We start from the raw sequence: 21,603 nt of genomic DNA, 5'->3' as shown, positions 1-21,603 counted from the left end.
CGGTCCGGCGCCCGTGCCGACCTGCTACGGCGGCGCCGGGTTCGATGCGGCCCCGGCGGGGGAGAGCGAGGCGCGCGGGGTGGGGCCGCGGGAGTTGTACGGGTGAAGCCGCGCTCGCGCAGCCGGGAGCGGTGTTGCCAGGGTGTTAACCGTTCGGGCGTGCTTCGTCAAGCCCTCTAGGATGGCAGTGTCCAAAGACTCCATCCACGAAACGGGTTCAACGACTCATGTCCGCCATAACCCGCGACGAGGTCGCACACCTGGCCCGGTTGTCCAGGCTGGCGCTCACCGGTGACGAACTCGACCACTACGCCACCCAACTCGATGCCATCATCGAAGCGGTCGCGAAGGTGGCCGAGGTCGCCGCCGAGGATGTGCCGCCATCGTCGCACGCGCTTCCGCTGACCAATGTCTTCCGTGCCGACGAGGTGCGACAGTCCCTGACGCCCGAGCTGGCGCTGGCCGGCGCTCCCGCCGTCGAGGACGACCGATTCCGGGTGCCGCGCATCCTCGGGGAGGAGGCATGAGCCTGATCCGCAAGACCGCTGCCGAGCTGGGCTCGATGATCGCCGCGGGGGAGGTGTCGTCGGTCGAGGTGGCCGAGGCGCACCTCGACCGCATGGCCGAGGTGGAGCCCAAGGTCAAGGCTTTCCTCCACGTCGACCGCGAGACGACGATCGAGCAGGCGCGGGCCGTCGACACCAGGCTCAGGGCCGGTGAGAAGCTCGGGCCGCTGGCCGGGGTGCCGATCGCGCACAAAGACATCTTCACCACGCGCGACATGCCGACGACGGCCGCGTCCAAGATCCTCGAAGGCTGGCGTCCGCCCTACGACGCGACCGTCACCAAGCGGCTGCGCGAGGCGGGGCTGGTGATTCTCGGCAAGACCAACCTCGACGAGTTCGCCATGGGCTCCTCGACGGAAAACTCCGCCTTCCACACGACGCGCAACCCGTGGGATCTGGCGAAGGTGCCGGGCGGTTCCTCCGGTGGTTCGAGCGCGGCCGTGGCGGCCTACGAGGCGCCGCTGTCGACGGGCACCGACACGGGCGGTTCGATCCGGCAGCCGGCCTCGGTGACCGGCATCGTGGGGATGAAGCCGACCTATGGTGGCTCGTCCCGTTACGGACTGATCGCGTTCGCGAGCTCGCTCGACACGCCGGGGCCGTTCGCCCGCACCGTGCTCGACGCGGCGCTGTTGCAGGAGGCGTTCTCCGGGCACGACCCGATGGACTCCACCTCCATCGACGCGCCCGTGCCTTCGGTGGTCGAGGCGGCCCGGCACGCCGACGTCGCCGGCATGCGGATCGGCGTGGTCAAGGAGCTCGGCGGTGACGGCTACCAGCCGGGCGTGCTGGCCCGCTACAACGAGGCCGTGCAACTCCTCGAGTCGCTCGGGGCCAAGGTCGTCGAGGTCTCGTGCCCGTCGTTCACCACCGCCCTCTACGCGTACTACCTGATCGCGCCGTCGGAGTGCTCGTCCAACCTGGCCCGCTTCGACGCGATGCGTTACGGCCTGCGCGTCGGTGACGACGGCACCCGCAGCGCCGAGGAGGTCATGGCGCTGACCAGGGCCGCCGGGTTCGGACCCGAGGTCAAGCGGCGCATCATGCTCGGCACGTACGCGCTGTCGAGCGGCTACTACGACGCCTACTACGGCCAGGCACAGAAGGTGCGCACGGTCATCTCCCGCGAGTTCGAGGCCGCCTACCAGCAGGTCGACGTGCTGGTGTCGCCGACCACGCCGACCACGGCGTTCGCGATCGGCGAGCGCGTCGACGACCCGATGGCGATGTACCTCGCCGACCTGTGCACCATCCCGTCCAACCTGGCCGGCAACGCGGCCATCTCGGTGCCGTGCGGGCTGGCCGAGGAAGACGGTCTGCCGGTGGGCCTGCAGATCATGGCGCCCGTGCTGGCCGACGACCGCTGCTACCGCGTCGGCGCCGCCGTGGAGCAGGCCCTGGAGAGCCGCTGGGGCGGCCCGTTGCTGAAGGAGGCTCCGTCGCTATGACCATGGTCTATGACGAAGCGCTCGACAAGTTCGAGCCGGTGCTCGGCCTGGAGACGCACGTCGAGCTGGGCACCAGGTCGAAGATGTTCTGCGGCTGCAAGACGACGTTCGGCGCTCCGCCCAACACGCAGGTCTGCCCGACCTGCCTGGCGCTGCCCGGCGCGCTGCCGACGGCCAACACCATGGCCATCGAGTCGACGATCCGCATCGGCCTGGCACTGAACTGCTCGATCGCCGAGTGGTGCCGCTTCGCCCGGAAAAACTACTTTTATCCGGACATGCCGAAGAACTACCAGATCTCACAGTACGACGAGCCGCTCTGCTTCGACGGCTACGTCGACGTCGAGGTCGACGGCAACACCGTGCGGATCGAGATCGAGCGCGTGCACCTGGAGGAGGACACCGGCAAGTCCACCCACGTGGGCGGCGCCACCGGCCGCATTCACGGGGCCGACTACTCGATCGTCGACTACAACCGGGCCGGCATCCCGCTCGTCGAGATCGTGACCAAGCCCATCCCGGGCACCGACCGGCTCGCGCCGGAGGTGGCCAGGGCCTACGTCACCGAGCTGCGCGAGATCATGCGCTCGCTCGGCGTCTCCGACGTGCGCATGGAGGAGGGCTCGCTGCGCTGCGACGTCAACGTCTCGCTCATGCCGCGTGGCGCGTCCGAGTGGGGCACCCGCACCGAGACGAAGAACGTCAACTCGCTGCGCAGCGTCGAGCGGGCCGTCCGCAGCGAGATCGAGCGGCAGGCGGGCGTCCTCACCGACGGCGGGAAGATCGTCCAGGAGACCCGCCACTTCCACGAGGACACCGGCACCACCACGTCCGGCAGGTCCAAGGAGGAGGCGCAGGACTACCGCTACTTCCCCGAGCCCGACCTGGTGCCGATCGCGCCCGACCCGGCCTGGGTGGCCGAGCTGAAGGCGGCGCTGCCCGAGCTGCCGTCGGTCAGGCGCAAGCGGCTGCAGTCCGACTGGGGTCTGTCCGACTTCGACATGCAGGCCATGCACAACGCCGACGCGATCGACCTGGTCGAGGCCACGGTCGCGGCGGGGGCCCCGCCCGCCGACGCGCGCAAGTGGTGGATGGGCGAGCTGGCGCGGCGCGCCAACGAGACCGCCACCCCGCTGGCCGACCTGCCCATCACGCCGGCCGACATCGCCCGCGTGACCGAGCTGGTCGCCTCGGGCGCGCTCAACGACAAGCTGGCGCGCGAGGTGCTCGAAGGCGTGCTGGCCGGCGAGGGCACGCCCGACGAGGTGGTCGAGAAGCGCGGGCTGCAGATCGTCAACGACGAGGGCGAGCTGTCCGCGATCATCGAGCAGGTGCTGGCCGACAACGCCGACGCGGCCGACAAGGTGCGCTCCGGCAAGATCGCCGCGGCCGGTGCGCTGGTGGGCGGCGTGATGCGGGCCAGCAAGGGCAAGGCCGACGCGGCCCGCGCCCGCCAGCTGATCCTGGAGAAACTCGGCGTCTCCGAATAACCGGGCCTCTCACGGCCGCCGGGGCCCCGCCGTTCCAACGGCGGGGCCCCGGCGCGTGCAGGGGTGACCGGGACGGCCCGGTGCGGCCGGTGGGTGCCGGGGTTGCTCGACCCGGTCTTCCCGGTCGGCCCGGTCTTCCCGGTCGGCCCGGTCTTCCCGGTCGGCCCGGTCTTCCCGGTCGGCCCGGTCTTCCCGGTCGGCCCGGTCTTCCCGGTCGGCCCGGTCTTCCCGGTCGGCCCGGTCACCGGTGCACGGCGGGGGCGTACGGTCACTCGTTGCGGGACGGCGGGGCCGTCTCGACGCTACGCCGGGCCAGCGCCTTCCTCAGCAGCGGCGTGAGCAGGGCGAGGAGCGCCAGCACCAGCAGCACGACCGCGATCGGGCTGCTCACCAGCACGCTCGCGTCCCCCGCGCCGATGGCCAGCGCTCTGCGGAGCTGGATCTCCGCCATCGGGCCCAGGATCATGCCGATCACCGCGGGGGCGACCGGCAGGCCGAAGCGCCGCATGGCGTAGCCGAGCAGGCCGAGCACATAGAGCACGAACAGGTCCACCACGGTGCCGTTGACGGCGTAGACCCCGAGCGCGGCGAAGAGGATGATCCCGGCGTACAGGTACGGGCGGGGGATCCGCAGCACGCGCGCCCACAACGGTGCCATGGGCAGGTTGAGCACCAGCAGCATCGCGTTGCCGATGAACAGCGAGGCGATCATGCCCCACACCAGCGCGGGGTTGTGGTCGAACAGCTGCGGGCCGGGCTGGAGCCCGTACTGCTGGAAGGCGGCCAGCAGGATCGCGGCCGTGGCCGACGTCGGCAGGCCCAGCGTGAGCAGCGGGACCAGGGTGCCGGCGGCGGAGGCGTTGTTGGCCGCCTCGGGGCCGGCGACGCCCTCGATCGCGCCCTTGCCGTACTCCTCGCGGGCCACGCCGCGCGCCAGGCGCTTCTCGGCCGCGTACGACAGGAAGGTGGGGATCTCCGCGCCTCCGCCGGGCAGCGCGCCGAACGGGAAGCCCAGCGCGGTGCCGCGCAGCCAGGGCAGCCAGGAGCGTCCCCAGTCGGAGCGGCCCATCCACGCCCGGCCCACGGGCACCACCTCGGGCATGGCGTGGCGCAGCCGCGAGGCCACGTAGAGGGACTCGCCGAGCGCGAACAACCCGACCGCCACGATCACCACGTCGATGCCGTCGAGCAGCTGCGGGATGCCCAGCGTGAGCCGTGCCTGGCCGGTCTGCTGGTCGATGCCGATCAGCCCGATCACCAGGCCGAGCCCCAGGGACGCCAGGCCGCGTACGACCGAACGGGACAACACGGATGAGACGGCGGTGAACGCGAGGACGGCCAGCGCGAAGTAGTCCTCGGGGCCGAACGAGATCGCGAAGCTCACCACGGCGGGTGCCGCCACGACCAGCAGCGCGGTCGCGATGGTCCCGGCCACGAACGAGCCGATGGCCGCCGTGGCCAGCGCCTGGGCGGCCCGGCCCCGCCTGGCCATCTTGTTGCCCTCCAGGGCCGTGATCATGGAGGCGGACTCGCCCGGCGTGTTGAGCAGGATGGAGGTGGTGGAGCCGCCGTACATGCCGCCGTAGTAGATGCCGGCGAACATGATGAACGCGCTGGCCGGCGGCACCGTGAACGTGATCGGCAGCAGCAGCGCCACGGTCATCGCGGGCCCGATGCCGGGCAGCACGCCGACGAGCGTGCCGAGGGTGACGCCGATGAGCGCGTACATGAGGTTGACCGGGGTGAGCGCGGCGGCGAAGCCGTCGAGGAGGAGCTGCAGCGACTCCACCTAGATCACCCCCGTCAGCGGCCCGCCGGGCAGCGACACGCCGAGCCCCTTGACGAACAGCAGGTACGTGGTGATCGCCACGACCACCGCGATCACGGCGGCGCGCGTTCTGTGCTCGGCGCCGAGCACCACCGCGAGGCCGAAGAAGAGCAGGCTCGCCCCGATGATCCAGCCGAGCACGTTCAGCAGCGCGCTGAACGCCAGGAAGATCCCGCTGACCAGCCCGACGCTGCGCCAGTCGGCGGGCGCGTCGGCGTCGACGTCCTCGCTCTCCTCGGGGTCGCCCCGCCCGCCGCGTACGACGTCGGCCACGTAGAACAGGCCGATGAGCACCATGGCGCCGCCCACCAGCATGGGGAAGAAGCGCGGCCCGAGGCCGAGCTGGGAGGCCGCGGCGGAGACGTCGAGCGTCCCGACCACGACGAGCACGCCCAGCACCAGCACGACGAGCGCCAGCCCGAGCTCGGGCCGCCACCAGCGGGCCATCAGGAGACGAGCCCCATTTCGGCGATGATCGCCTTGACCCTGGTCTGCTCGGCGGCCAGGTAGTCGGCGAACTGCTGTCCCGTCTGGAACGAGTCGATCCAGCCGTTCTTGGCCACCGCGTCCTTCCACGGCTGCGCGTCGTGCATCTTGGTGACCAGGTCGGTCAGCGCCTTCTTGTCGGCGTCGGAGAGCTCGGCAGGGGCGACGAAGCCGCGCCAGTTGGCCAGCTCGACGTCGAGCCCGGCCTCCTTCAGCGTGGGAGCGTCGAGGTCCGGCAGCCGCTCGCCGGAGGTGACGCCCAGCGCGCGCAGCTTGCCCGACTTCACGTGCTCGGCGAACTCGGCCACGCCGGAGATGCCCGCGCTCACCTTGTTGCCGAGCAGCTCGTTGAGCGCCTCGCCGCCGCCCGAGTGGGCGATGTAGTTGACCTGCTTGGGGTCGATGCCCGCGGCCTTGGCCATCAGACCGGCCACGATGTGGTCGGTGCCGCCCGCGGAGCCGCCGGAGATGGACACCTTCGACGGGTCCGCCTTCCAGGCCGCCACCATGTCGTCCAGCGCCTTGTACGGCGACGCGGCCGGCACGACGACGATCTCGTACTCCTCGGTCAGCTTGGCGATGGGCGTGGTCTCCGCCAGCGTGACCTTCGACTTGTTCTGTTCGATGGCGCCGACCATGACCAGGCCCATGGTCATCAGCAGGTTGCCGTTGCCCTTCTCGCCGGCGAGCTGGGCCAGGCCGATCGTGCCTCCGGCGCCGGGCACGTTGTACACCTCGACCTTGCGCTGCGGGTCGGCCGCTTTGATGGCCTGCTCGGCGATGCGGGAGGTCTGGTCCCAGCCGCCCCCGGGCGCGGCCGGGGCCATGATCTGCAACGGCGAGCTCGCGGAGGTGCCCGCCGTCTCGCCACAGCCGGTCAGTGCGCCAAGGGAGATGGCCGCGAGGGCGGCGAATACGCGCAAGCGCATGATCACTCCAAGAAGGGTTCTCACGGTGACAAGACCCGGATCGTGATGCCCCTGCTCTCCGGAGTCGACCCTTTGCGCGGTTGCCGTCATAGTGGTCGTATTGGTCGCGGGTTCCTGCGGCACCCCCCGCGACCTGGCCGTGACCTCGATTTGTTTCCATGTGCCCGTGAGACGGGTTCGTGAGGCCTCACTCGGGACCCAGCTGTTCGCGCTTCAGATGGTGATCGTGCTGCTCGCCGTGGGGGGCACCGGTGGCGTGTGGGCCGAGCACACGCGTGATCAGCTGGCCTCGCTCCACCAGCAACGGGCACTGGCGATCGCGCAGTCGGTGGCCGCGCTTCCGCAGGTCCGGGAGGCGTTCAAGCTGAGCGAGCCGGAGACGGTGTTGCAGCCGCTGGCCATGAGCGTCCAGCAGGAGACCGGCGCCGACTACGTCGTGATCGCCAACACCGACCAGAAACGTTACGCCCACCCCAACGCCTCGCTGATCGGCAAGCAGCTGTCCACCGACGGCAGCACGGTGCTCAGGACGGGCCGGAGCTGGGTCGGCAAGGAGACCGGCACGATCGGCACCACGGTCAGGGGCAAGACGCCCATCCGCGACGAATATGGCGACGTCATCGGCCTGGTCTCGGTCGGCGTGCTGGAGACCACGGTCATCAGCCAGGTCGTCGACGCGCTCCCGCCGCTGATCTGGACGGCGCTCGCCGTGCTGCTGGCCGGCCTCGCGCTGGCCGCGCTGATCACCGCACGGGTGCGCCGGCAGACGTTCGGCCTGGAGCCGCGCGAGATCGCCGCCCTGCTGGAGCAGCGCGAGGGGGTGCTGCACGGCGTCAAGGAGGGCGTGCTGGCGCTCGACCTCGGCGGGCGTGTCACCCTGGTCAACGACGCCGCCCGCGAGCTGCTGGGCGACGTGGGCGCCGACCTGTCCGAGATGCCGGTCTCCGAGCGCATGCGCGACGTGCTCGGGGGCGCCGACCCCGGCGAGGACCGCGTCGTGCTGCACGGCGACCGGGTGCTGGTGCTCAACCGCACCCCGGTTTCCGTACGCGGCCACCACCGCGGCTGGGTGGTGACCCTGCGCGACCGCACCCAGCTCATCCACCTGGCCCGCGAGCTCGACGACGCCAGCAGCGCGACCGAGGCGCTGCGGGCGCAGGCACACGAGTTCGCCAACCGCATGCACACCGTCGTCGGGCTGCTGGAGCTGGGCGAGCACGAGGCCGCGATCGGCTTCATCACCCGCACCACCGGCGGCTCGTACGCGGCCGGGCTGCGCGAGCGGGTCCAGGACCCGACCCTGGCCGCGCTGCTGCTGGCCAAGTCCGCGGAGGCGGCCGAGCGGGGCGCCACGCTCGTGTTGTCGGACGACTCCACCGTGCCGGTCGGCCTGCTCGGCGACCCGCAGGACGCGGTGCTGGTGGTGGGCAACCTGGTCGCGAACGCCATCGACGCGCTCGACGGCGCCGAGGGCACGATCGAGGTGTCGGTTCGGGCCGATCACGACGGCCTGCGGGTGCGCGTCGGCGACTCGGGCCCCGGCATCGCTCCCGGCCTGGTGGAGGAGGTCTTCAGGGAGGGCTTCACGACCAAGGCCGCCCAGTCGGGGCCGCGCGGTCTCGGCCTGGCCCTGACCCGGCAGGCGTGCCTGCGCAGAGGAGGCTGGGTGCGGGTGACGGACGCGGGCGGCGCCGTCTTCACCGCCCTCCTTCCGGCCAGGGAGCGGGCGGGGACGGTGTCGTGAACGACATCAGGGTGCTCGTCGTCGACGACGACTTCATGGTCGCGCGGATCCACAGCGGCTATGTGTCCCGCGTGCCGGGGTTCAGCGTCGTCTCCGTCGCCCACAACGGGGCCGGCGCGCTGGCCGCGGCGGCGGAGCAGCGGCCCGACCTCGTGCTGCTCGACATCTACCTGCCCGACATGTCAGGGCTTGAGGTGCTCAAGGCGCTCAACGACGTGGACGTCATCATGATCAGCGCGGCCCGCGACGTGCCGACGGTCAAGGAGGCCATGCGCGGCGGCGCGGTCAACTATCTGATCAAGCCCTTCACCGCCACCGCCCTGACCGAGCGGCTCCAGCAGTACGCCGACACCCGCAGGCGCATCACCGCCATCGGCCCCGAGGCCCGCCAGGACGACGTCGACCGGCTCTTCGGCACGCCCATGACCGCGGCTCCCATGCCGAAAGGCCTGTCGCCGGCCACGTGCGCGCTGGTCGCCGACAGCCTGCGGGAGGCTGGCCGCGACCTGTCGGCGACCGAGGCCGCCCAGCTCACGGGCCTGTCGCGGGTGAGCGCCCGCCGCTATCTCGAACACCTCTGCGCGGCAGGGCAGGCCGAACTCCGGCCGCGTTACGGCACGGCCGGTCGTCCGGAACATCGCTACCGGTGGCTAGGTTGACACACTTCCGTAGTCATTTCCCGTGACATATGCGGATCCGCGTGCCTTACTGTTGCCTGAGACTTGGCTGCGGACCGGGAGGAGATTGAGGCGTGCGAAACGCCGGACCGATCGAATCACCGACCGACCCGTTCGCCTCGGTGCCACTGCCCACGTCGAGCGTCTCCAAGAAGCCGCGGATCGAAGGCCTGCCCCCAGGGGTCTCCCGGGACATCTTCGGACCGCCGGAACGACAGGAGCCCCGGCAGGCCCAAGCCCCGAGCGCCGCGGGCGGTCCCTCGGGCGGAGCGCTGCCCCCAGCACCGCCACCGGCGCAGCCGTGGCCGATGGCGGGCAAGGACTCGGGGTCCGCCCCCGTGTTCGGCCAGGAGAGCCCGCGCGAGCACCCGCACTCCTTCGAGCCCGAGCCGCGCAAACGGCGCCTGCTGCCCGGCCTCCTCACGGTCGTCCTGCTGCTCGCCGTGCTGTCGTACGTCGTGCCCGCCGTGCTCATGTCCGGCAGCGTGCTGCGCGGCACCCGCGTGTCGGGGGTCGACATCGGCGGGCTGACCGTCACCCAGGCGGCCGACAAGCTGCGCACCGAGCTCGCCGCCCAGCTGAGCAAGCCGGTCGTGGCCGACATCGGCGGCAAGAAGGACACCATCCAGGCCGACGAGGCCGGGCTTGAGCTCGACGTGGTCGGCACGATCGGCCAGGCGCCCAGCGGCTTTCCCAGCCCGCAGGAGGTGTGGCGCGGCCTAGCCGGCACCACCGAGCTCGAACCGAAGATCAACATCGACACCTCCCAGCTCACCAGGACCGTCGAGGGCCTGGCCGAGTCCGTGGACAAGCGCGCGCAGGAGGGCCGGGTGGCCTTCTCCGGGCTGACGCCGAAGGCGCGCCAGCCCCAGGACGGCGTGCTGCTCGACAGGGAGGACGCCGTGAAGAGGATCGGCGACGCCTTCCTGAGGGGCGGCGGCTCCGTCGTGCTCACCCTGAGACCGTCCAAGCCCACCACCACCCCGGAAGCCGTCAGGGCGGCCCTGGCCAAGGCGAGGCAGGCCGTCGCCGCCCCCATCACGCTGACCCTCGACGGCAAGCAGGCGCAGGTCCCGCCCGCCGCGATCGCGGCCAACCTGTCCTTCGCCTCCGACGGCAGCGGCGGGCTCGCGCCGCAGTTCGACGCCAAGGCGGTGCTCACCGACGTGGAGAGCACCCTGGTCTCCGCCGCCCAGCAGCCGCGCGACGCCACGTACGACATCGTGAACGGCAAGCCGGTGCTGGTGCCCGCCCGCACCGGCCGGGGTGTGAACGACAAGCTGCTGGCCAGGGACGCCGAGAGGGTGTTCGCCGGGGGCGGAGACCGGACGATCCCCGTGCGGCTGGGCACCGTCGCCCCCGCGGTCGCGACCTCGGAGATCAACAAGCTCGGCATCAAGGAGACCCTCGCCACCTTCACCACGAACTTCGCCTGCTGCCAGCCGCGCGCGAAGAACATCCAGCGCATGGCGGAGGAGCTCGACGGCCACATCGTCAAGCCGGGCGAGACGTTCTCGGTCAACGACGTCGTGGGCGAGCGGACCCTCGAGGACGGATACGTCGAAGCGGCGGAGACCGTCGGCGGGCGCCTGGTCAACATCGTCGGCGGCGGAGTCTCGCAGTTCGCCACGACGATGTACAACGCTGCGTACTTCAGCGGGCTCGAGGACGTCGAGCACAAGCCGATGGACTACTACACCGACCAGTTCCCGCCCGGGCGTGACGTCGTGCTGACCTATCCGGAGTCGGACCTGAAGTGGCGCAACGACTCGGACAACGGCGTGCTGATCAAGACCACGTTCACGCAGACGTCGGTGACGGTGGCGCTCTGGGGCACGAAGCGGTACGACAAGATCGAGGCGATCGAGTCGGAACGGCGGGACTTCACCCAGTTCCGGCGGGAGACCAGCAACGAGCCCGGCTGCCTGGCGACGACGGGCGCCCAGGGGTTCACCATCGACGTCATGCGGGTCTTCCACAAGGACGGCCGGGTGGTCAAGAAGGACGACAAGCTGACCACCAAATACCGTGCTCAGCCCCAGATCACCTGCACCGCGTCCTGACGCCGAACGGGCCTGATCACGAGGTGGGGACCGACAGGATGCGGTCGTCGCCCTCCCGCGGCGAACCCCTGCCGTCCCTGTTGCTGGTGCCCACCCACACGGTGCCGTCAGGGGCGGTGGTGACCGCGCGGAGGCGGCCGTAGCGGTCGGCGAAGTGGGCGACCGGCCGGCCGGCGGCGCCGTCAGCGCCGAGCGGCACCTGCCACAGGCGCTCCCCGCGCAGGGCCCCCACCCACAACGAACCGCCGGCGTACGCCATGCCGGACGGCGAGGCCTCGTCCGTCGACCAGGTGAGGATCGGGTTCACGAACCGCTGGTCATCGCCCCGGCCCTCGACCTCGGGCCAGCCGTAGTTGGCGCCCGGCTCGATCAGGTTGATCTCGTCGTAGGCGTTGGCGCCGAACTCGGAGGCGTACAGGCGGTCCGAGTCGTCCCAGGCCAGGCCCTGGACGTTGCGGTGGCCGTAGCTGTAGACGAGCGTGCCGAACGGGTTGCCGGGCGCGGGTGCGCCGTCCACGGTCATGCGCAGGATCTTGCCCGCGAGGGAGTCGCGCTGCTGGGCGAGGTCGCGGTCGCCGGTCTCGCCGGTGGAGGCGTACAGGTGGCCGTCGGGGCCGAACGCCAGCCTGCCGCCGTTGTGGATGCCGCCCTTGGGGATGCCCTGGACGATCACCCGGCGGTCGCTGAGCGCGTCGCCGGTCAGCCGGTAGCGGACGATCCGGTTGTCCTCCGCGGCGGTGTAGTAGAGGAAGACGTGCTGGTCCTTGACCGCGACCCCCATCAGGCCGCCCTCGCCGTCCGGCGTCACGCCCTCGATCGTGCCGAGTTCGCTCACCTTGCCGTCCTCGGTGACCCGCAGCAGCCGGGCGGTGTCGCGCTCGGTGACCAGGGCGTCGCCGTCGGGCAGGAACGCGATCGCCCACGGCACGGCCAGCCCGGTCGCCACGTCCGCAGGGGTGCCGGCGGCCGGACTCGTGGCCGTCACGGCGGCCGTCGGAAGCACATCGCCGCCGGCGCCGGAGCAGCCGGCGAGCCCGCTCAGGAGGACGGTCAGCGGCACGGTCAGCGACAGGAGCGCGCGGTGTCTCCTCATGGGCTTCCTCATGTGTTCCATACTTCCCCCGGAGTCGTAAGGTTCTCCGCATGAAGACCTGGGTTCCCTCCGATTCGGCGGCTGATGCTCTTTCCGACCTGTCCGGGGTCGAATGCGCCGTGTACAACAGCACCTCCTCGATGCCGGAAGGCGTCGAGGAGGTGGAGGTCTGGATCCCGCCGCTGGTCACCGTGCCCGACGTGCGGGGGACGATCGCGCGGATGAGCTCGTTGCGGCTCGTGCAGACCGTGACCGCGGGGGTGGAGCCGTACCGCCCGCACATCCCCGAGGGCGTGACGCTGTGCAACGCGCGCGGCGTGCACGACGCGGGGACCGCGGAGTGGGCGGTCGGGGCGATGGTGGCGGTGGTGCGTGAGTTTCCCGGGTTCGTGGACGCGCAGCGCAGGGGAGAGTGGACCTACCACCACACCGGCGTCCTCGCCGACTCCACCGTGTTGATCGTCGGCTACGGCTCCATCGGTGCGGCGCTGGAGCGGCGGCTCGCCGGGTTCGAGGTCGAGGTCGTACGCGTGGCCAGGACCGCCCGCGACGGCGTGCACAGCATGGCCGACCTGCCCGCGCTGCTGCCGGCGGCGGACGTCGTCGTGCTCCTCGTGCCCGCCACGCCCGACACGGTCGGCATGGTGGACGCCGCGTTCCTGGCCCGCATGAAGGACGGCGCCGTGCTCGTCAACGCCGCCCGGGGCGGGATCGTCGACACCGACGCCCTGGTCGCCGAGCTGAAGACCGGCAGGCTGCGTGCCGCGCTGGACGTGACGGCGCCGGAGCCGCTGCCGGAGGGACATCCCCTTTGGAGCGCTCCGGGCGTGCTGATCACCCCGCACGTCGCGGGCAGCACCCCCGCGTCCGAGCGGCGCGTGCTCCGCCTCATCCGGGCCCAGTTGGAGCGTTATCTCGCAGGTGAGCAACTGATCAATGTCATAACCGACACGTACTGAGAGGATCCCGGAACGTGGCTGGTCCGTGACCTTCGGTGCGTAGCGTTACGTTTGCAGGGAGTTCCTGACTCACTGTCAAGGCGCTATTGGCAGCAATCGGTCCGTGTGGTTATCAGATCGGTGACGACATCGGCGTTGTCACCACCCGCGCACCCACAACCGCACACACTGGCGAAGTGGTCCGCCGGGCTTCGGCGGGTCATGGGCACAGAGGACGAGACGGGATGGGCAACGACTGTGATCCGCTGGCGTGATCCACGGGTGCCGCTGACCGCGGCGGCGGCGGTCGGCGCGGTGGCGTTCGCCGCCGCGCTACTCGCGGGCGGTCAGCCCTTGCTCACCGGCGCGGTCGCGGGAGGGCTCGGGGCGCTGGCCGCCGCCACCGCCCTGCTGATCGCCTCGGTGAAGTCGGCCGCGCATCGCCCCATGGCGATGGGCGCGCGCTGGATGGGCGGCGGCGCCGTCATCTGGGCCGCCGGTGTGGCGCTGCGTCCCTTCGCCGAAAGCTTCGTGGTCAGCTTCGCCGACATGTTCGTGCTGCTCGGCGCCGGTGTCACGGCCGGTGGCGCGCTGATCGCCGCCGACCGCAAGTTCCCGGCGCGAGCCGTTTTACGGCAGGTCACCGATGCTTACCTGTGCGCCGCCTCGCTCTTCCTGATCGGCTGGGTGGTGGCGCTGCGCCACGTCTACGCCAACGCGGCCGACCCCGCCGCCTTCACGTTCGTGATGTTGCCACCGATGATCGCGCTGCTGGTCACGTTCGCCGTCATCCCGTCCGTGCTCACCAGCAAGGCCACCTCATGGCTGCTCGGGCTGGCCGGCGTCGGCGTGCTCGCCACCATGACCGTGGCGGGCCTGGCGGTCGCGGTGGCGCGGCTCGACGGAGGCGACGCGCCGCTCTGGAGCGTCATGCTCGCGCCGGTCGCGTTCCTGCTCCTGGCCGCCGTCCCGTGGGGTCCGCCCGGCAGGCAGGCGGGCGGGCCCGCCGTGGCCGGCGTGATCGGCGTGGTGCCGCTGGCGATGGTCGCGATCGCGGCCTGCACGCTGCTCGCGCACCTGGCGGGAGGGCCGAAAGGGCCGGTGGTCACCGGCGTCGTGGTGGTCGCGGTCTCCGTCGTGCTGCTCCTGCTCGTGCGCCTGTTCGTGGTGTCGGCGACCAACCTGCGCCTGCGCGGTCTGGTCAAGCTCGGCGAGCGGCAGCTCAGGGAGCTGGCGGAGAGCACCGGCGACGTGGTGTTCCTGTGCGACTACGAGGGCGTGGTGCGCGAGATCGGCGCCGGGGTCGAGGCCACCTACGGCTACCGCCCCGACCAGCTGGTGGGCGGGTCGATCTTCGACTACATCCACCCGGAGGACGTGCCCGGCATCCAGGTCGCGATGCGGGCCATGCACCTCGACGAGGAGGGCGCCTCGCCGGGCGCCTGCCTGATCGCGTGCCGGGTGCGGGCCGCCGACGGCACCTGGCGCCCCACCGAGTCGGTGGCCACCCGCCACGTCCGCGGCGACGAGCTGATGCTGGTGACCACCAGAGACGTCAGCGACGAGGAGGCCCTGCGCAACCAGGTCGCCCACCTGACCTTCCACGACGGCATCACCGGGCTGCCCAACCGCGCCTACTTCGAGGAGCGCACCCGTGAGGTGCTCTCCGGCCGCACGCCGGGCACCGGAGGGGCCAACACCGCGGTCATCTTCCTCGACCTCGACGGGTTCACCTCGGTCAACGACTCCGTCGGCCACGCCAGCGGCGACTACCTCCTCGGCCAGGCGGCCAGGCGGCTGCGCGGCGCCGTCCGGGCCGACGACACGCTGGCCAGGTGGGGCGGAGACGAGTTCGCGGTGCTGGTGGAGACGGGCGGTGAGGCGCAGCTCGCGGTCGACCTGGCCGAGCGGCTCGTCCGCGCGGTCTCGCAGGAGCCGTTCCGCGTCGCCGACCGCGACGTGGCCCTGACCGCCAGCGTGGGCGTGGCCTTCACCGAGGACGACATGCCCGCGGGCGACCTCATCCGCAACGCCGACGTCGCCATGGCACGCGCCAAGGAGCTCGGCGGGCGGCGGGTCGAGGTGTTCGCCGCGCAGATGCACGCCGACGTCGTGCGCCGCTTGGAGCTGGCCGCCGACCTGCAGCGGGCCCTGATCGACCAGCAGTTCGCGATCGAGTACCAGCCGGTGGTCGACCTCGCCACGTCGCGGGTGACCGCGGTCGAGGCACTGGTGCGGTGGTGGCGCGGGTCGGTGTTCGTGCCTCCCGAGCAGTTCCTCGGCCCGGCCGAGGACACCGGGCTGATCGTGCCGCTGGGCGAGTGGATCCTGCGCGAGGCGTGCCGCGAGGTGGCCGCCTGGCGGGCCGAGTCCTGGGACATCGGCCTGTCGCTCAACCTGTCGGCCCGCCAGATCACCGCGCCCCGGTTCGTCGAGACCGTGGAGGAGGCGCTGGCCGAGAGCGGGCTGCCCGCCTCCGCGCTCACCCTCGAGGTGATCGAGGAGATGCTGGTCGAAGACGCCGAGGAGACCATCAAGCGGCTGTCCGAGCTGCGCGCGCTCGGCGTGCGCCTGGCCATCGACGACTTCGGCACCGGCTACGCCTCGCTGGCGTTCCTGCGGCAACTCCCGGTCGACATGATCAAGATCGACCCGTCGTTCGTGTCGGGCCTCGGCAAGGACGACACGCTGTCGCTGCTCACGCGCACGATCGTGCGGCTCGGCCACGACCTCGGGCTCATCGTGGTGGCCGAGGGCATCGAGCGTCCCGAGCAGCTGGAGCTGCTCAAGCAGATGGGTTGCACGCGGGGGCAGGGCTTCCTGGTGGCCAGGCCCATGGCGGCCCGCGGGGTCGACTCCCTGATGCGGACGAGTCTCACCGTTTGAGACATGTGTCCACCAAGTTGACACTGGGGCGTTCGGAGCGGCTATCGTGTAAGCCATGCTTCGCAGTGAGATTCTCGTAGTACTTCGCCGGCGCGCAGGCCGATAGCGAAGCACGACGACCTGCGCGCCGCCCCAGGCCCACCACCATGGTGGGACGGGGCCTTTTTTATGTCCTTAAGCGAGTAGCCACGCAAGGAACGAGCCGATGACCGAACGCATGACAGGTGCGCAGTCCCTGGTGAGGGCGCTGGAGCACATGGACGTCGACACAGTGTTCGGGATCCCAGGCGGCGCCATTCTGCCGGCCTACGATCCTCTCTACGACTCGACCAAGGTCCGGCACGTCCTCGTACGCCACGAGCAGGGCGCAGGCCACGCCGCCGAGGGCTACGCGCAGGCGACGGGCCGGGTCGGGGTGTGCATGGCGACCAGCGGCCCCGGCGCCACCAACCTGGTGACCCCGATCGCCGACGCGTACATGGACTCCGTGCCGATCGTGGCGATCACCGGTCAGGTGGCGAGCGGATCCATCGGCACCGACGCCTTCCAGGAAGCCGACATCTCTGGCATTACCATGCCGATCACGAAGCACAACTTCCTGATCACCGATCCCGCGGACATCCCGCGTACGATCATGGAGGCCTTCCACATCGCCTCGACCGGCCGTCCGGGGCCCGTGCTCGTCGACATCTCGAAGGACGCGCTGCAGGCGGAGACCACCTTCTCCTGGCCGCCGGTCATGCAACTGCCCGGCTACCGCCCCGTGACCAGGCCCCACTCCAAGCAGATCCGCGAGGCCGCCAAGCTGATCGCCGAGGCCAGGCGCCCGGTCCTGTACGTCGGCGGCGGCGTGCACAAGGCGGGCGCGTCCGCCGAGCTGCTGGAGCTGGCCGAGCTGACCGGCATCCCGGTCGTCACCACCCTGATGGCCAGGGGCACCTTCCCCGACAGCCACCCCCAGCACATGGGGATGCCGGGGATGCACGGCAGCGTCTCGGCCGTCGGCGCGCTGCAGCAGTCCGACCTGATCGTCGGCCTGGGCGTGCGCTTCGACGACCGGGTGACCGGCCAGCTGTCGTCGTTCGCGCCGCGCGCGAAGATCGTGCACGCCGACATCGACCCGGCGGAGATCTCGAAGAACCGCCACGCCGACGTCCCGATCGTGGGCGACTGCAAGGAGGTCATCAGCGACCTCGTCAGCACGATCCAGGCCTCGGGCGAGCGCGGCGACTACACCGACTGGTGGACGGCGCTCAACGGCTACAAAGCGACCTACCCGCTGGGCTACGACACGTGGGAGGACGGCTCGCTGGCGCCCCAGTACGTGATGGAGCGGCTGGGCGCCATCGCCGGCCCCGAGGCTTACTACGTGGCAGGCGTGGGGCAGCACCAGATGTGGGCCTCGCAGTTCATCGGCTACGAGAAGCCCGGCACGTTCATCAACTCCGGCGGGCTGGGCACCATGGGCTTCGCCGTGCCGGCCGCGATGGGCGCGAAGATGGGCCGCCCCGACGCCACGGTCTGGGCCATCGACGGCGACGGTTGCTTCCAGATGACCAACCAGGAACTCGCCACCTGCGCCATCGAGGGCGTGCCGGTCAAGATCGCCGTCATCAACAACGGTAACCTCGGCATGGTCCGCCAGTGGCAGACGCTCTTCTACGACGAGCGTTACTCCAACACCAACCTGCAGACGACGCGCCGCATCCCGGATTTCGTCAAGCTGGCCGAGGCCTATGGTTGTGTGGGCCTGCGTTGCGAGCGTCCAGAAGACGTCGACGCGACGATCGAGAAGGCCATGGAGATCAACGACGTTCCCGTCGTGGTCGACTTCGTCGTCCACCAGGACGCCATGGTCTGGCCCATGGTCGCGGCGGGCACCAGCAACGACGACATCAAGATCGCCCGTGACATGGCGCCGAAGTGGGAGAACGAGGATGACTAGACACACGCTCTCCGTGCTTGTCGAGAACAAGCCGGGCGTGCTCGCGCGGGTGTCGGCGCTGTTCAGCCGCCGGGGGTTCAACATCGACTCGCTGGCGGTCGGCCCGACCGAGCACGACGACATCTCGCGGATGACGATCGTGGTCAGCGTCGAGGAGCTGCCTCTCGAGCAGGTCACCAAGCAGCTCAACAAGCTGGTGAACGTGCTCAAGATCGTCGAGCTCGACACGTCGCAGTCCGTGCAGCGCGAGTTGATGCTGATCAAGGTGCGGGCCGACGCCGACAGCCGCTCCCACGTGCTGGAGCTCGTCCAGCTCTTCCGGGCCCGCTGCATCGACGTGGCGGCCGACGCCGTGACCATCGAGGTCACCGGCACCACCGACAAGCTCGAGGCGTTCGTGAAGGTCCTCGAGCCGTTCGGCATCAAAGAACTCGTACAGTCGGGCATGGTGGCCATCGGCCGCGGCGCCCGTTCCATCACCGACCGGTCCCTCAGGGCACTGGACCGTACCGCCTGAAAGGTTTTGAGCAAGTGACCGAGATCTACTACGACGACCAGGCCGACCTGTCGATCATCCAGGGGCGCCACGTGGCCGTGCTGGGGTACGGCAGCCAGGGCCACGCCCACGCGCTCTCCCTGCGTGACTCCGGCGTCGACGTGCGCGTCGGCCTGCCGGAGGGCTCCAAGAGCCGCGAGAAGGCGGAGAACGACGGCCTTCGCGTCGTCACGCCGTCCGAGGCGGTCGAAGAGGCCAACCTCACCATGATCCTGGCTCCCGACCACATCCAGCGCAGTCTCTACGCCGACCACGTGGCGCCCAACCTCGTCGAGGGCGACGCGCTGTTCTTCGGGCACGGCCTGAACATCCGCTACGGCCTCATCGAGGCCCCAGAGGGCGTCGACGTGTGCATGGTCGCGCCCAAGGGCCCTGGCCACCTCGTGCGCCGCCAGTTCGAGGCCGGCCGCGGCGTGCCGGTCCTCGTGGCCGTGGAGAAGGACGCCTCGGGCAAGGCGCTCGACCTGGCGCTGTCGTACGCGAAGGGCATCGGCGGCACGCGCGCCGGCGCGCTGCGCACGACGTTCAAGGAGGAGACCGAGACCGACCTGTTCGGCGAGCAGGTCGTGTTGTGCGGCGGCGTCTCCGAGCTGATCAAGGCGGGCTTCGAGACGCTCATCGAGGCCGGCTACCAGCCCGAGGTCGCCTACTTCGAGTGCCTGCACGAGATGAAGCTGATCGTCGACCTCATGTACGAAGGCGGCCTGTCGAAGATGTACTGGTCGGTGTCCGACACCGCCGAGTACGGCGGCTACACCCGCGGCCCGCGCGTCATCGGCGAGGAGTCCCGCCAGGCGATGCGCCAGATTCTGGCCGAGGTCCAGGACGGCACCTTCACCCGGCAGCTCGTCGAGGAGTTCGACGGCGGCCAGAAGGAGTTCCACCGCAAGCGCGAGGAGCTGGCCGACAACCCGATCGAGAAGACCGGCGCCAAGCTCCGCCCGATGATGAGCTGGCTGAAGGCCTGAGATTTCACCGGGACCGGCGGGCGGGTGCACAGGCCCGCCCGCCGGTCCTGGCGCGTCGTGAGCACCGTCCTGGGCGGTCCGGCGCGGCTACCCGATCTCCACGACCAGCTTTCCGCGTACGCCTCCCGCCTCCAGAGCGCGGTGCGCCTCGGCGATGCGGGCGAGCGGATAGACCGTGTCGACGACGGGCTGGATCGCCCCGTCCTCGACCAGCCGGGCCAGCTCGGCCAGCAGGTCATGGACGGGCTCGCCGCTGAAGAAGCGCACCCGCCGCGGACCGAACACCGCCGAAGCGAGCACGTACGAGATCGACGCCGCCGGGTTGCCCACGTCGAAAGCGATCCCCACCATGCGCCCTCCCGGAGCGAGCAGCCGCCGGTAGGCGCCCATGCCGGTGCCGACCGTGTCCAGCACGACGTCGAACCTGCCGAGGTCGCCCGGCGCGGTGGTGGCGTAGTCGAAGGCCTCGTCGGCGCCGAGGTCCCGGACGAAGCCGAGATTCCGGCTCCCGGCGAGCGCGGTGACGTGCGCGCCGTACGCGCGTCCGAGCTGGACGGCGACGTGGCCGACACCGCCGCTCCCGCCGCGCACCAGCAGCCGCTCGCCCGGCGTGAGCCGGGCCTTGTCCCGCAGCGCGGTGATCGCGGTCGTGCCCACGCCCGGCAGGGCGGCCGCCCGTACGAGGTCCAGCCCGTCCGGGGCGAAGGCCAGGTGCCGGGGGCGTACGACGACGAACTCGGCGGCGGCGCCGAACGTCCTCGGCAGACCGCCCCAGACCCGGTCGCCGACCTTCAGCCCTGACATGGGGGAGCCCAGGGCGGCCACCTCGCCGGCGAAGTCCATCCCGGTGCGCTTGGGGAACCCGCGCTGCACGAGGTCCGTCACGAGGCGCAGCCTGCCGGCGCGGCCGTGGAGCTCGCCTCCGTTGACGCTGGTGGCGTGGACCCGTACCAGGACCTCGCCGGGGCCGGGCGCGGGGGCGGGCACCGTGCCCTCGTGGAGCACCTCCGGCGGGCCGTACCGGTCGAAGAGGGCCGCACGCATCTCTGTCGCTGTCCGCATGCCCGTGAGGCTAGGCGGGAAACGGAGCAGCCGGTCCGCTCTGGGCTAATGTGAGAGACATGCCTGCTGCCTCCTCTCGGATGCGGCCTGCTGCGGCGGGCACGACCACGGCCGGGCTCCGCGCCGACGCGCTGCACAACCGCAACCGCATCCTCGAAGCCGCGCGCGAGGCGTTCGCCGCCCGCGGTCTCGACGTGCCGATGGCCGCGATCGCCCGCCGTGCCGGAGTCGGCGTCGCCACCCTCTACCGCCGCTTCCCGACGCGCGAGTCGCTGATCGCGGAGGTGTTCTCCGACGAGCTGAGCGTGTGCGCCTCGGTCATCGACGACGCGCTGGCCGATCCCGATCCGTGGCGGGGATTCCGCACGCTCATCGAGAAGCTGACCGCCATGCAGGTGGTCGAACGCGGCTTCACCGTGGCGCTGCTGGCGCGGTTCTCCTCCGAGGAGGGCGTCGAGGACGTGCGTGCGCACGCCGAACAGGGCTTCGCCGAGCTGGTACGCCGCGCCAAGGCAGCCGGGCGGTTGCGTGCCGACTTCGACCGGTCGGATCTGACGCTGCTGCTCATGGCCAACGGTGGTCTGGCGACCGGCTCCCCGGAGGGAAGGCTGGCCGCGTCCCGGCGGCATGTCGCGTACCTGTTGCAGGCCTTCCGCGTCGACCGGCCCGATCCCGCCGATCCGCTGCCGCCACCCGCCCCTGTCGGCCTGTACCCGATGTGCTGATCGCCTGCGTCGGCGTAAAAGAAGATTTCACCCGCAGCGCGCAGAAATAGCACCTTATCCCCGGCAATATTGCGAATCGTTCGTTATCTGCCTGTCGGCGCGTGCTTGCCCCGCGCGGCACCTTCGTGCACGGCTGGGGCTCGGTCGGTTACTGACAATGACCCCCGGCCGCCTCGAACGGGTGCACGCCGGAGATCAC

Annotated in this window: 17 protein-coding genes; 12 read left to right on the top strand and 5 right to left on the bottom strand. The window is 70.9% G+C overall.

The window, feature by feature from the left end; genetic code table 11:
* The first annotated feature begins 227 nt into the window (after positions 1-227).
* From gatC to gatB, 3 genes are read left to right on the top strand one after another with little or no spacing between them, the layout of a single operon-like run.
* Positions 228-527 carry an Asp-tRNA(Asn)/Glu-tRNA(Gln) amidotransferase subunit GatC gene (gene gatC, locus ACTWPV_RS33505; protein WP_132595391.1) on the top strand — a complete coding sequence of 100 codons (300 nt, stop codon included), beginning with the start codon at positions 228-230 and terminating at the stop codon, positions 525-527.
* Positions 524-2,014, top strand: coding sequence for an Asp-tRNA(Asn)/Glu-tRNA(Gln) amidotransferase subunit GatA (gene gatA, locus ACTWPV_RS33500; RefSeq protein ID WP_347774827.1), 1,491 nt, complete (start codon positions 524-526; stop codon positions 2,012-2,014). The genes gatC and gatA overlap by 4 nt, the downstream gene beginning before the upstream one ends.
* A 2-nt stretch (positions 2,015-2,016) precedes the next feature.
* Positions 2,017-3,504 (top strand): Asp-tRNA(Asn)/Glu-tRNA(Gln) amidotransferase subunit GatB, encoded by a 1,488-nt coding sequence (gatB, locus tag ACTWPV_RS33495; protein ID WP_443154889.1) that lies wholly within the window; start codon positions 2,017-2,019, stop codon positions 3,502-3,504.
* Between the two features lie 268 nt (positions 3,505-3,772).
* Here the strand turns inward: gatB and ACTWPV_RS33490 are convergent, their stop codons facing one another.
* Genes ACTWPV_RS33490 through ACTWPV_RS33480 form a run of 3 tightly spaced genes read right to left on the bottom strand, consistent with a single transcriptional unit; the run spans position 3,773 to position 6,747 of the window.
* Complete coding sequence (locus ACTWPV_RS33490) at positions 3,773-5,293, bottom strand: tripartite tricarboxylate transporter permease (RefSeq protein ID WP_443154821.1); 1,521 nt, start codon at positions 5,291-5,293, stop codon at positions 3,773-3,775.
* On the bottom strand, positions 5,294-5,779 hold the full coding sequence (locus ACTWPV_RS33485; RefSeq protein WP_443154820.1) for a tripartite tricarboxylate transporter TctB family protein: 486 nt from the start codon (positions 5,777-5,779) through the stop codon (positions 5,294-5,296).
* Positions 5,779-6,747, bottom strand: coding sequence for a Bug family tripartite tricarboxylate transporter substrate binding protein (locus tag ACTWPV_RS33480; RefSeq protein WP_443154819.1), 969 nt, complete (start codon positions 6,745-6,747; stop codon positions 5,779-5,781). Before ACTWPV_RS33480 ends, ACTWPV_RS33485 begins: the two co-directional genes overlap by 1 nt.
* A gap of 166 nt (positions 6,748-6,913) precedes the next feature.
* Here ACTWPV_RS33480 and ACTWPV_RS33475 point away from each other — a divergent pair, with 166 nt between their 5' ends.
* The 3 genes from ACTWPV_RS33475 to ACTWPV_RS33465 all read left to right on the top strand — a co-directional run bounded on the left by ACTWPV_RS33475 (position 6,914) and on the right by ACTWPV_RS33465 (position 11,231).
* Positions 6,914-8,491, top strand: coding sequence for an ATP-binding protein (locus ACTWPV_RS33475; RefSeq protein ID WP_443154818.1), 1,578 nt, complete (start codon positions 6,914-6,916; stop codon positions 8,489-8,491).
* Entirely contained in the window at positions 8,488-9,150 is a 663-nt protein-coding gene (locus ACTWPV_RS33470) for a response regulator (RefSeq protein ID WP_347645395.1), read from the top strand. Before ACTWPV_RS33475 ends, ACTWPV_RS33470 begins: the two co-directional genes overlap by 4 nt.
* A 92-nt stretch (positions 9,151-9,242) precedes the next feature.
* Positions 9,243-11,231, top strand: a complete 1,989-nt coding sequence (locus ACTWPV_RS33465; RefSeq protein ID WP_443154817.1) for a VanW family protein — start codon at positions 9,243-9,245, stop codon at positions 11,229-11,231.
* Positions 11,232-11,247: 16 nt separating this feature from the next.
* On the opposite strand, the gene ACTWPV_RS33460 is transcribed toward ACTWPV_RS33465, so the two are convergent.
* The gene (locus ACTWPV_RS33460) at positions 11,248-12,324 is read right to left on the bottom strand and encodes a PQQ-dependent sugar dehydrogenase (RefSeq protein WP_443154816.1); all 1,077 of its coding nucleotides are present in this window, start codon (positions 12,322-12,324) and stop codon (positions 11,248-11,250) included.
* 50 nt (positions 12,325-12,374) lie between these two features.
* Here ACTWPV_RS33460 and ACTWPV_RS33455 point away from each other — a divergent pair, with 50 nt between their 5' ends.
* The 5 genes from ACTWPV_RS33455 (at position 12,375) to ilvC (ending at position 19,617) form a co-directional block, all read left to right on the top strand.
* Positions 12,375-13,283 (top strand): 2-hydroxyacid dehydrogenase, encoded by a 909-nt coding sequence (locus ACTWPV_RS33455; protein WP_443154815.1) that lies wholly within the window; start codon positions 12,375-12,377, stop codon positions 13,281-13,283.
* 237 nt (positions 13,284-13,520) lie between these two features.
* A complete protein-coding gene (locus tag ACTWPV_RS33450; protein WP_443154814.1) occupies positions 13,521-16,148 on the top strand; it encodes a putative bifunctional diguanylate cyclase/phosphodiesterase in 2,628 nt (875 codons plus the stop codon).
* Positions 16,149-16,353: 205 nt separating this feature from the next.
* Complete coding sequence (locus tag ACTWPV_RS33445; protein WP_347645386.1) at positions 16,354-18,093, top strand: acetolactate synthase large subunit; 1,740 nt, start codon at positions 16,354-16,356, stop codon at positions 18,091-18,093.
* Positions 18,086-18,610 carry an acetolactate synthase small subunit gene (gene ilvN, locus ACTWPV_RS33440; protein ID WP_347645385.1) on the top strand — a complete coding sequence of 175 codons (525 nt, stop codon included), beginning with the start codon at positions 18,086-18,088 and terminating at the stop codon, positions 18,608-18,610. The genes ACTWPV_RS33445 and ilvN overlap by 8 nt, the downstream gene beginning before the upstream one ends.
* A gap of 23 nt (positions 18,611-18,633) precedes the next feature.
* The gene (gene ilvC, locus ACTWPV_RS33435) at positions 18,634-19,617 is read left to right on the top strand and encodes a ketol-acid reductoisomerase (protein WP_347645544.1); all 984 of its coding nucleotides are present in this window, start codon (positions 18,634-18,636) and stop codon (positions 19,615-19,617) included.
* An 87-nt stretch (positions 19,618-19,704) separates the two neighbouring features.
* Here ilvC and ACTWPV_RS33430 read toward each other — a convergent pair whose 3' ends face one another.
* Positions 19,705-20,661 (bottom strand): NAD(P)-dependent alcohol dehydrogenase, encoded by a 957-nt coding sequence (locus ACTWPV_RS33430; protein WP_443154888.1) that lies wholly within the window; start codon positions 20,659-20,661, stop codon positions 19,705-19,707.
* 77 nt (positions 20,662-20,738) lie between these two features.
* Here ACTWPV_RS33430 and ACTWPV_RS33425 point away from each other — a divergent pair, with 77 nt between their 5' ends.
* On the top strand, positions 20,739-21,404 hold the full coding sequence (locus tag ACTWPV_RS33425; protein ID WP_443154813.1) for a TetR/AcrR family transcriptional regulator: 666 nt from the start codon (positions 20,739-20,741) through the stop codon (positions 21,402-21,404).
* Positions 21,405-21,603: the final 199 nt, after the last annotated feature.

The organism is Nonomuraea sp. KM88, from assembly GCF_052245635.1.
In the GTDB taxonomy this organism is placed as follows: Bacteria; Actinomycetota; Actinomycetes; order Streptosporangiales; family Streptosporangiaceae; genus Nonomuraea.
This window is presented reverse-complemented; position numbering and strand designations above follow the sequence as displayed.

Coding starts and splice junctions, on each gene's coding strand:
- gatC (WP_132595391.1), top strand. CDS start 228: ATGTCCGCCATAACCCGCGACGAGGTCGCACACCTGGCCCGGTTGTCC.
- gatA (WP_347774827.1), top strand. CDS start 524: ATGAGCCTGATCCGCAAGACCGCTGCCGAGCTGGGCTCGATGATCGCC.
- gatB (WP_443154889.1), top strand. CDS start 2,017: ATGGTCTATGACGAAGCGCTCGACAAGTTCGAGCCGGTGCTCGGCCTG.
- ACTWPV_RS33485 (WP_443154820.1), bottom strand. CDS start 5,779: ATGGCCCGCTGGTGGCGGCCCGAGCTCGGGCTGGCGCTCGTCGTGCTG.
- ACTWPV_RS33480 (WP_443154819.1), bottom strand. CDS start 6,747: ATGCGCTTGCGCGTATTCGCCGCCCTCGCGGCCATCTCCCTTGGCGCA.
- ACTWPV_RS33460 (WP_443154816.1), bottom strand. CDS start 12,324: ATGAGGAGACACCGCGCGCTCCTGTCGCTGACCGTGCCGCTGACCGTC.
- ACTWPV_RS33455 (WP_443154815.1), top strand. CDS start 12,375: ATGAAGACCTGGGTTCCCTCCGATTCGGCGGCTGATGCTCTTTCCGAC.
- ACTWPV_RS33445 (WP_347645386.1), top strand. CDS start 16,354: ATGACCGAACGCATGACAGGTGCGCAGTCCCTGGTGAGGGCGCTGGAG.
- ilvN (WP_347645385.1), top strand. CDS start 18,086: ATGACTAGACACACGCTCTCCGTGCTTGTCGAGAACAAGCCGGGCGTG.
- ACTWPV_RS33430 (WP_443154888.1), bottom strand. CDS start 20,661: ATGCGTGCGGCCCTCTTCGACCGGTACGGCCCGCCGGAGGTGCTCCAC.
- ACTWPV_RS33425 (WP_443154813.1), top strand. CDS start 20,739: ATGCCTGCTGCCTCCTCTCGGATGCGGCCTGCTGCGGCGGGCACGACC.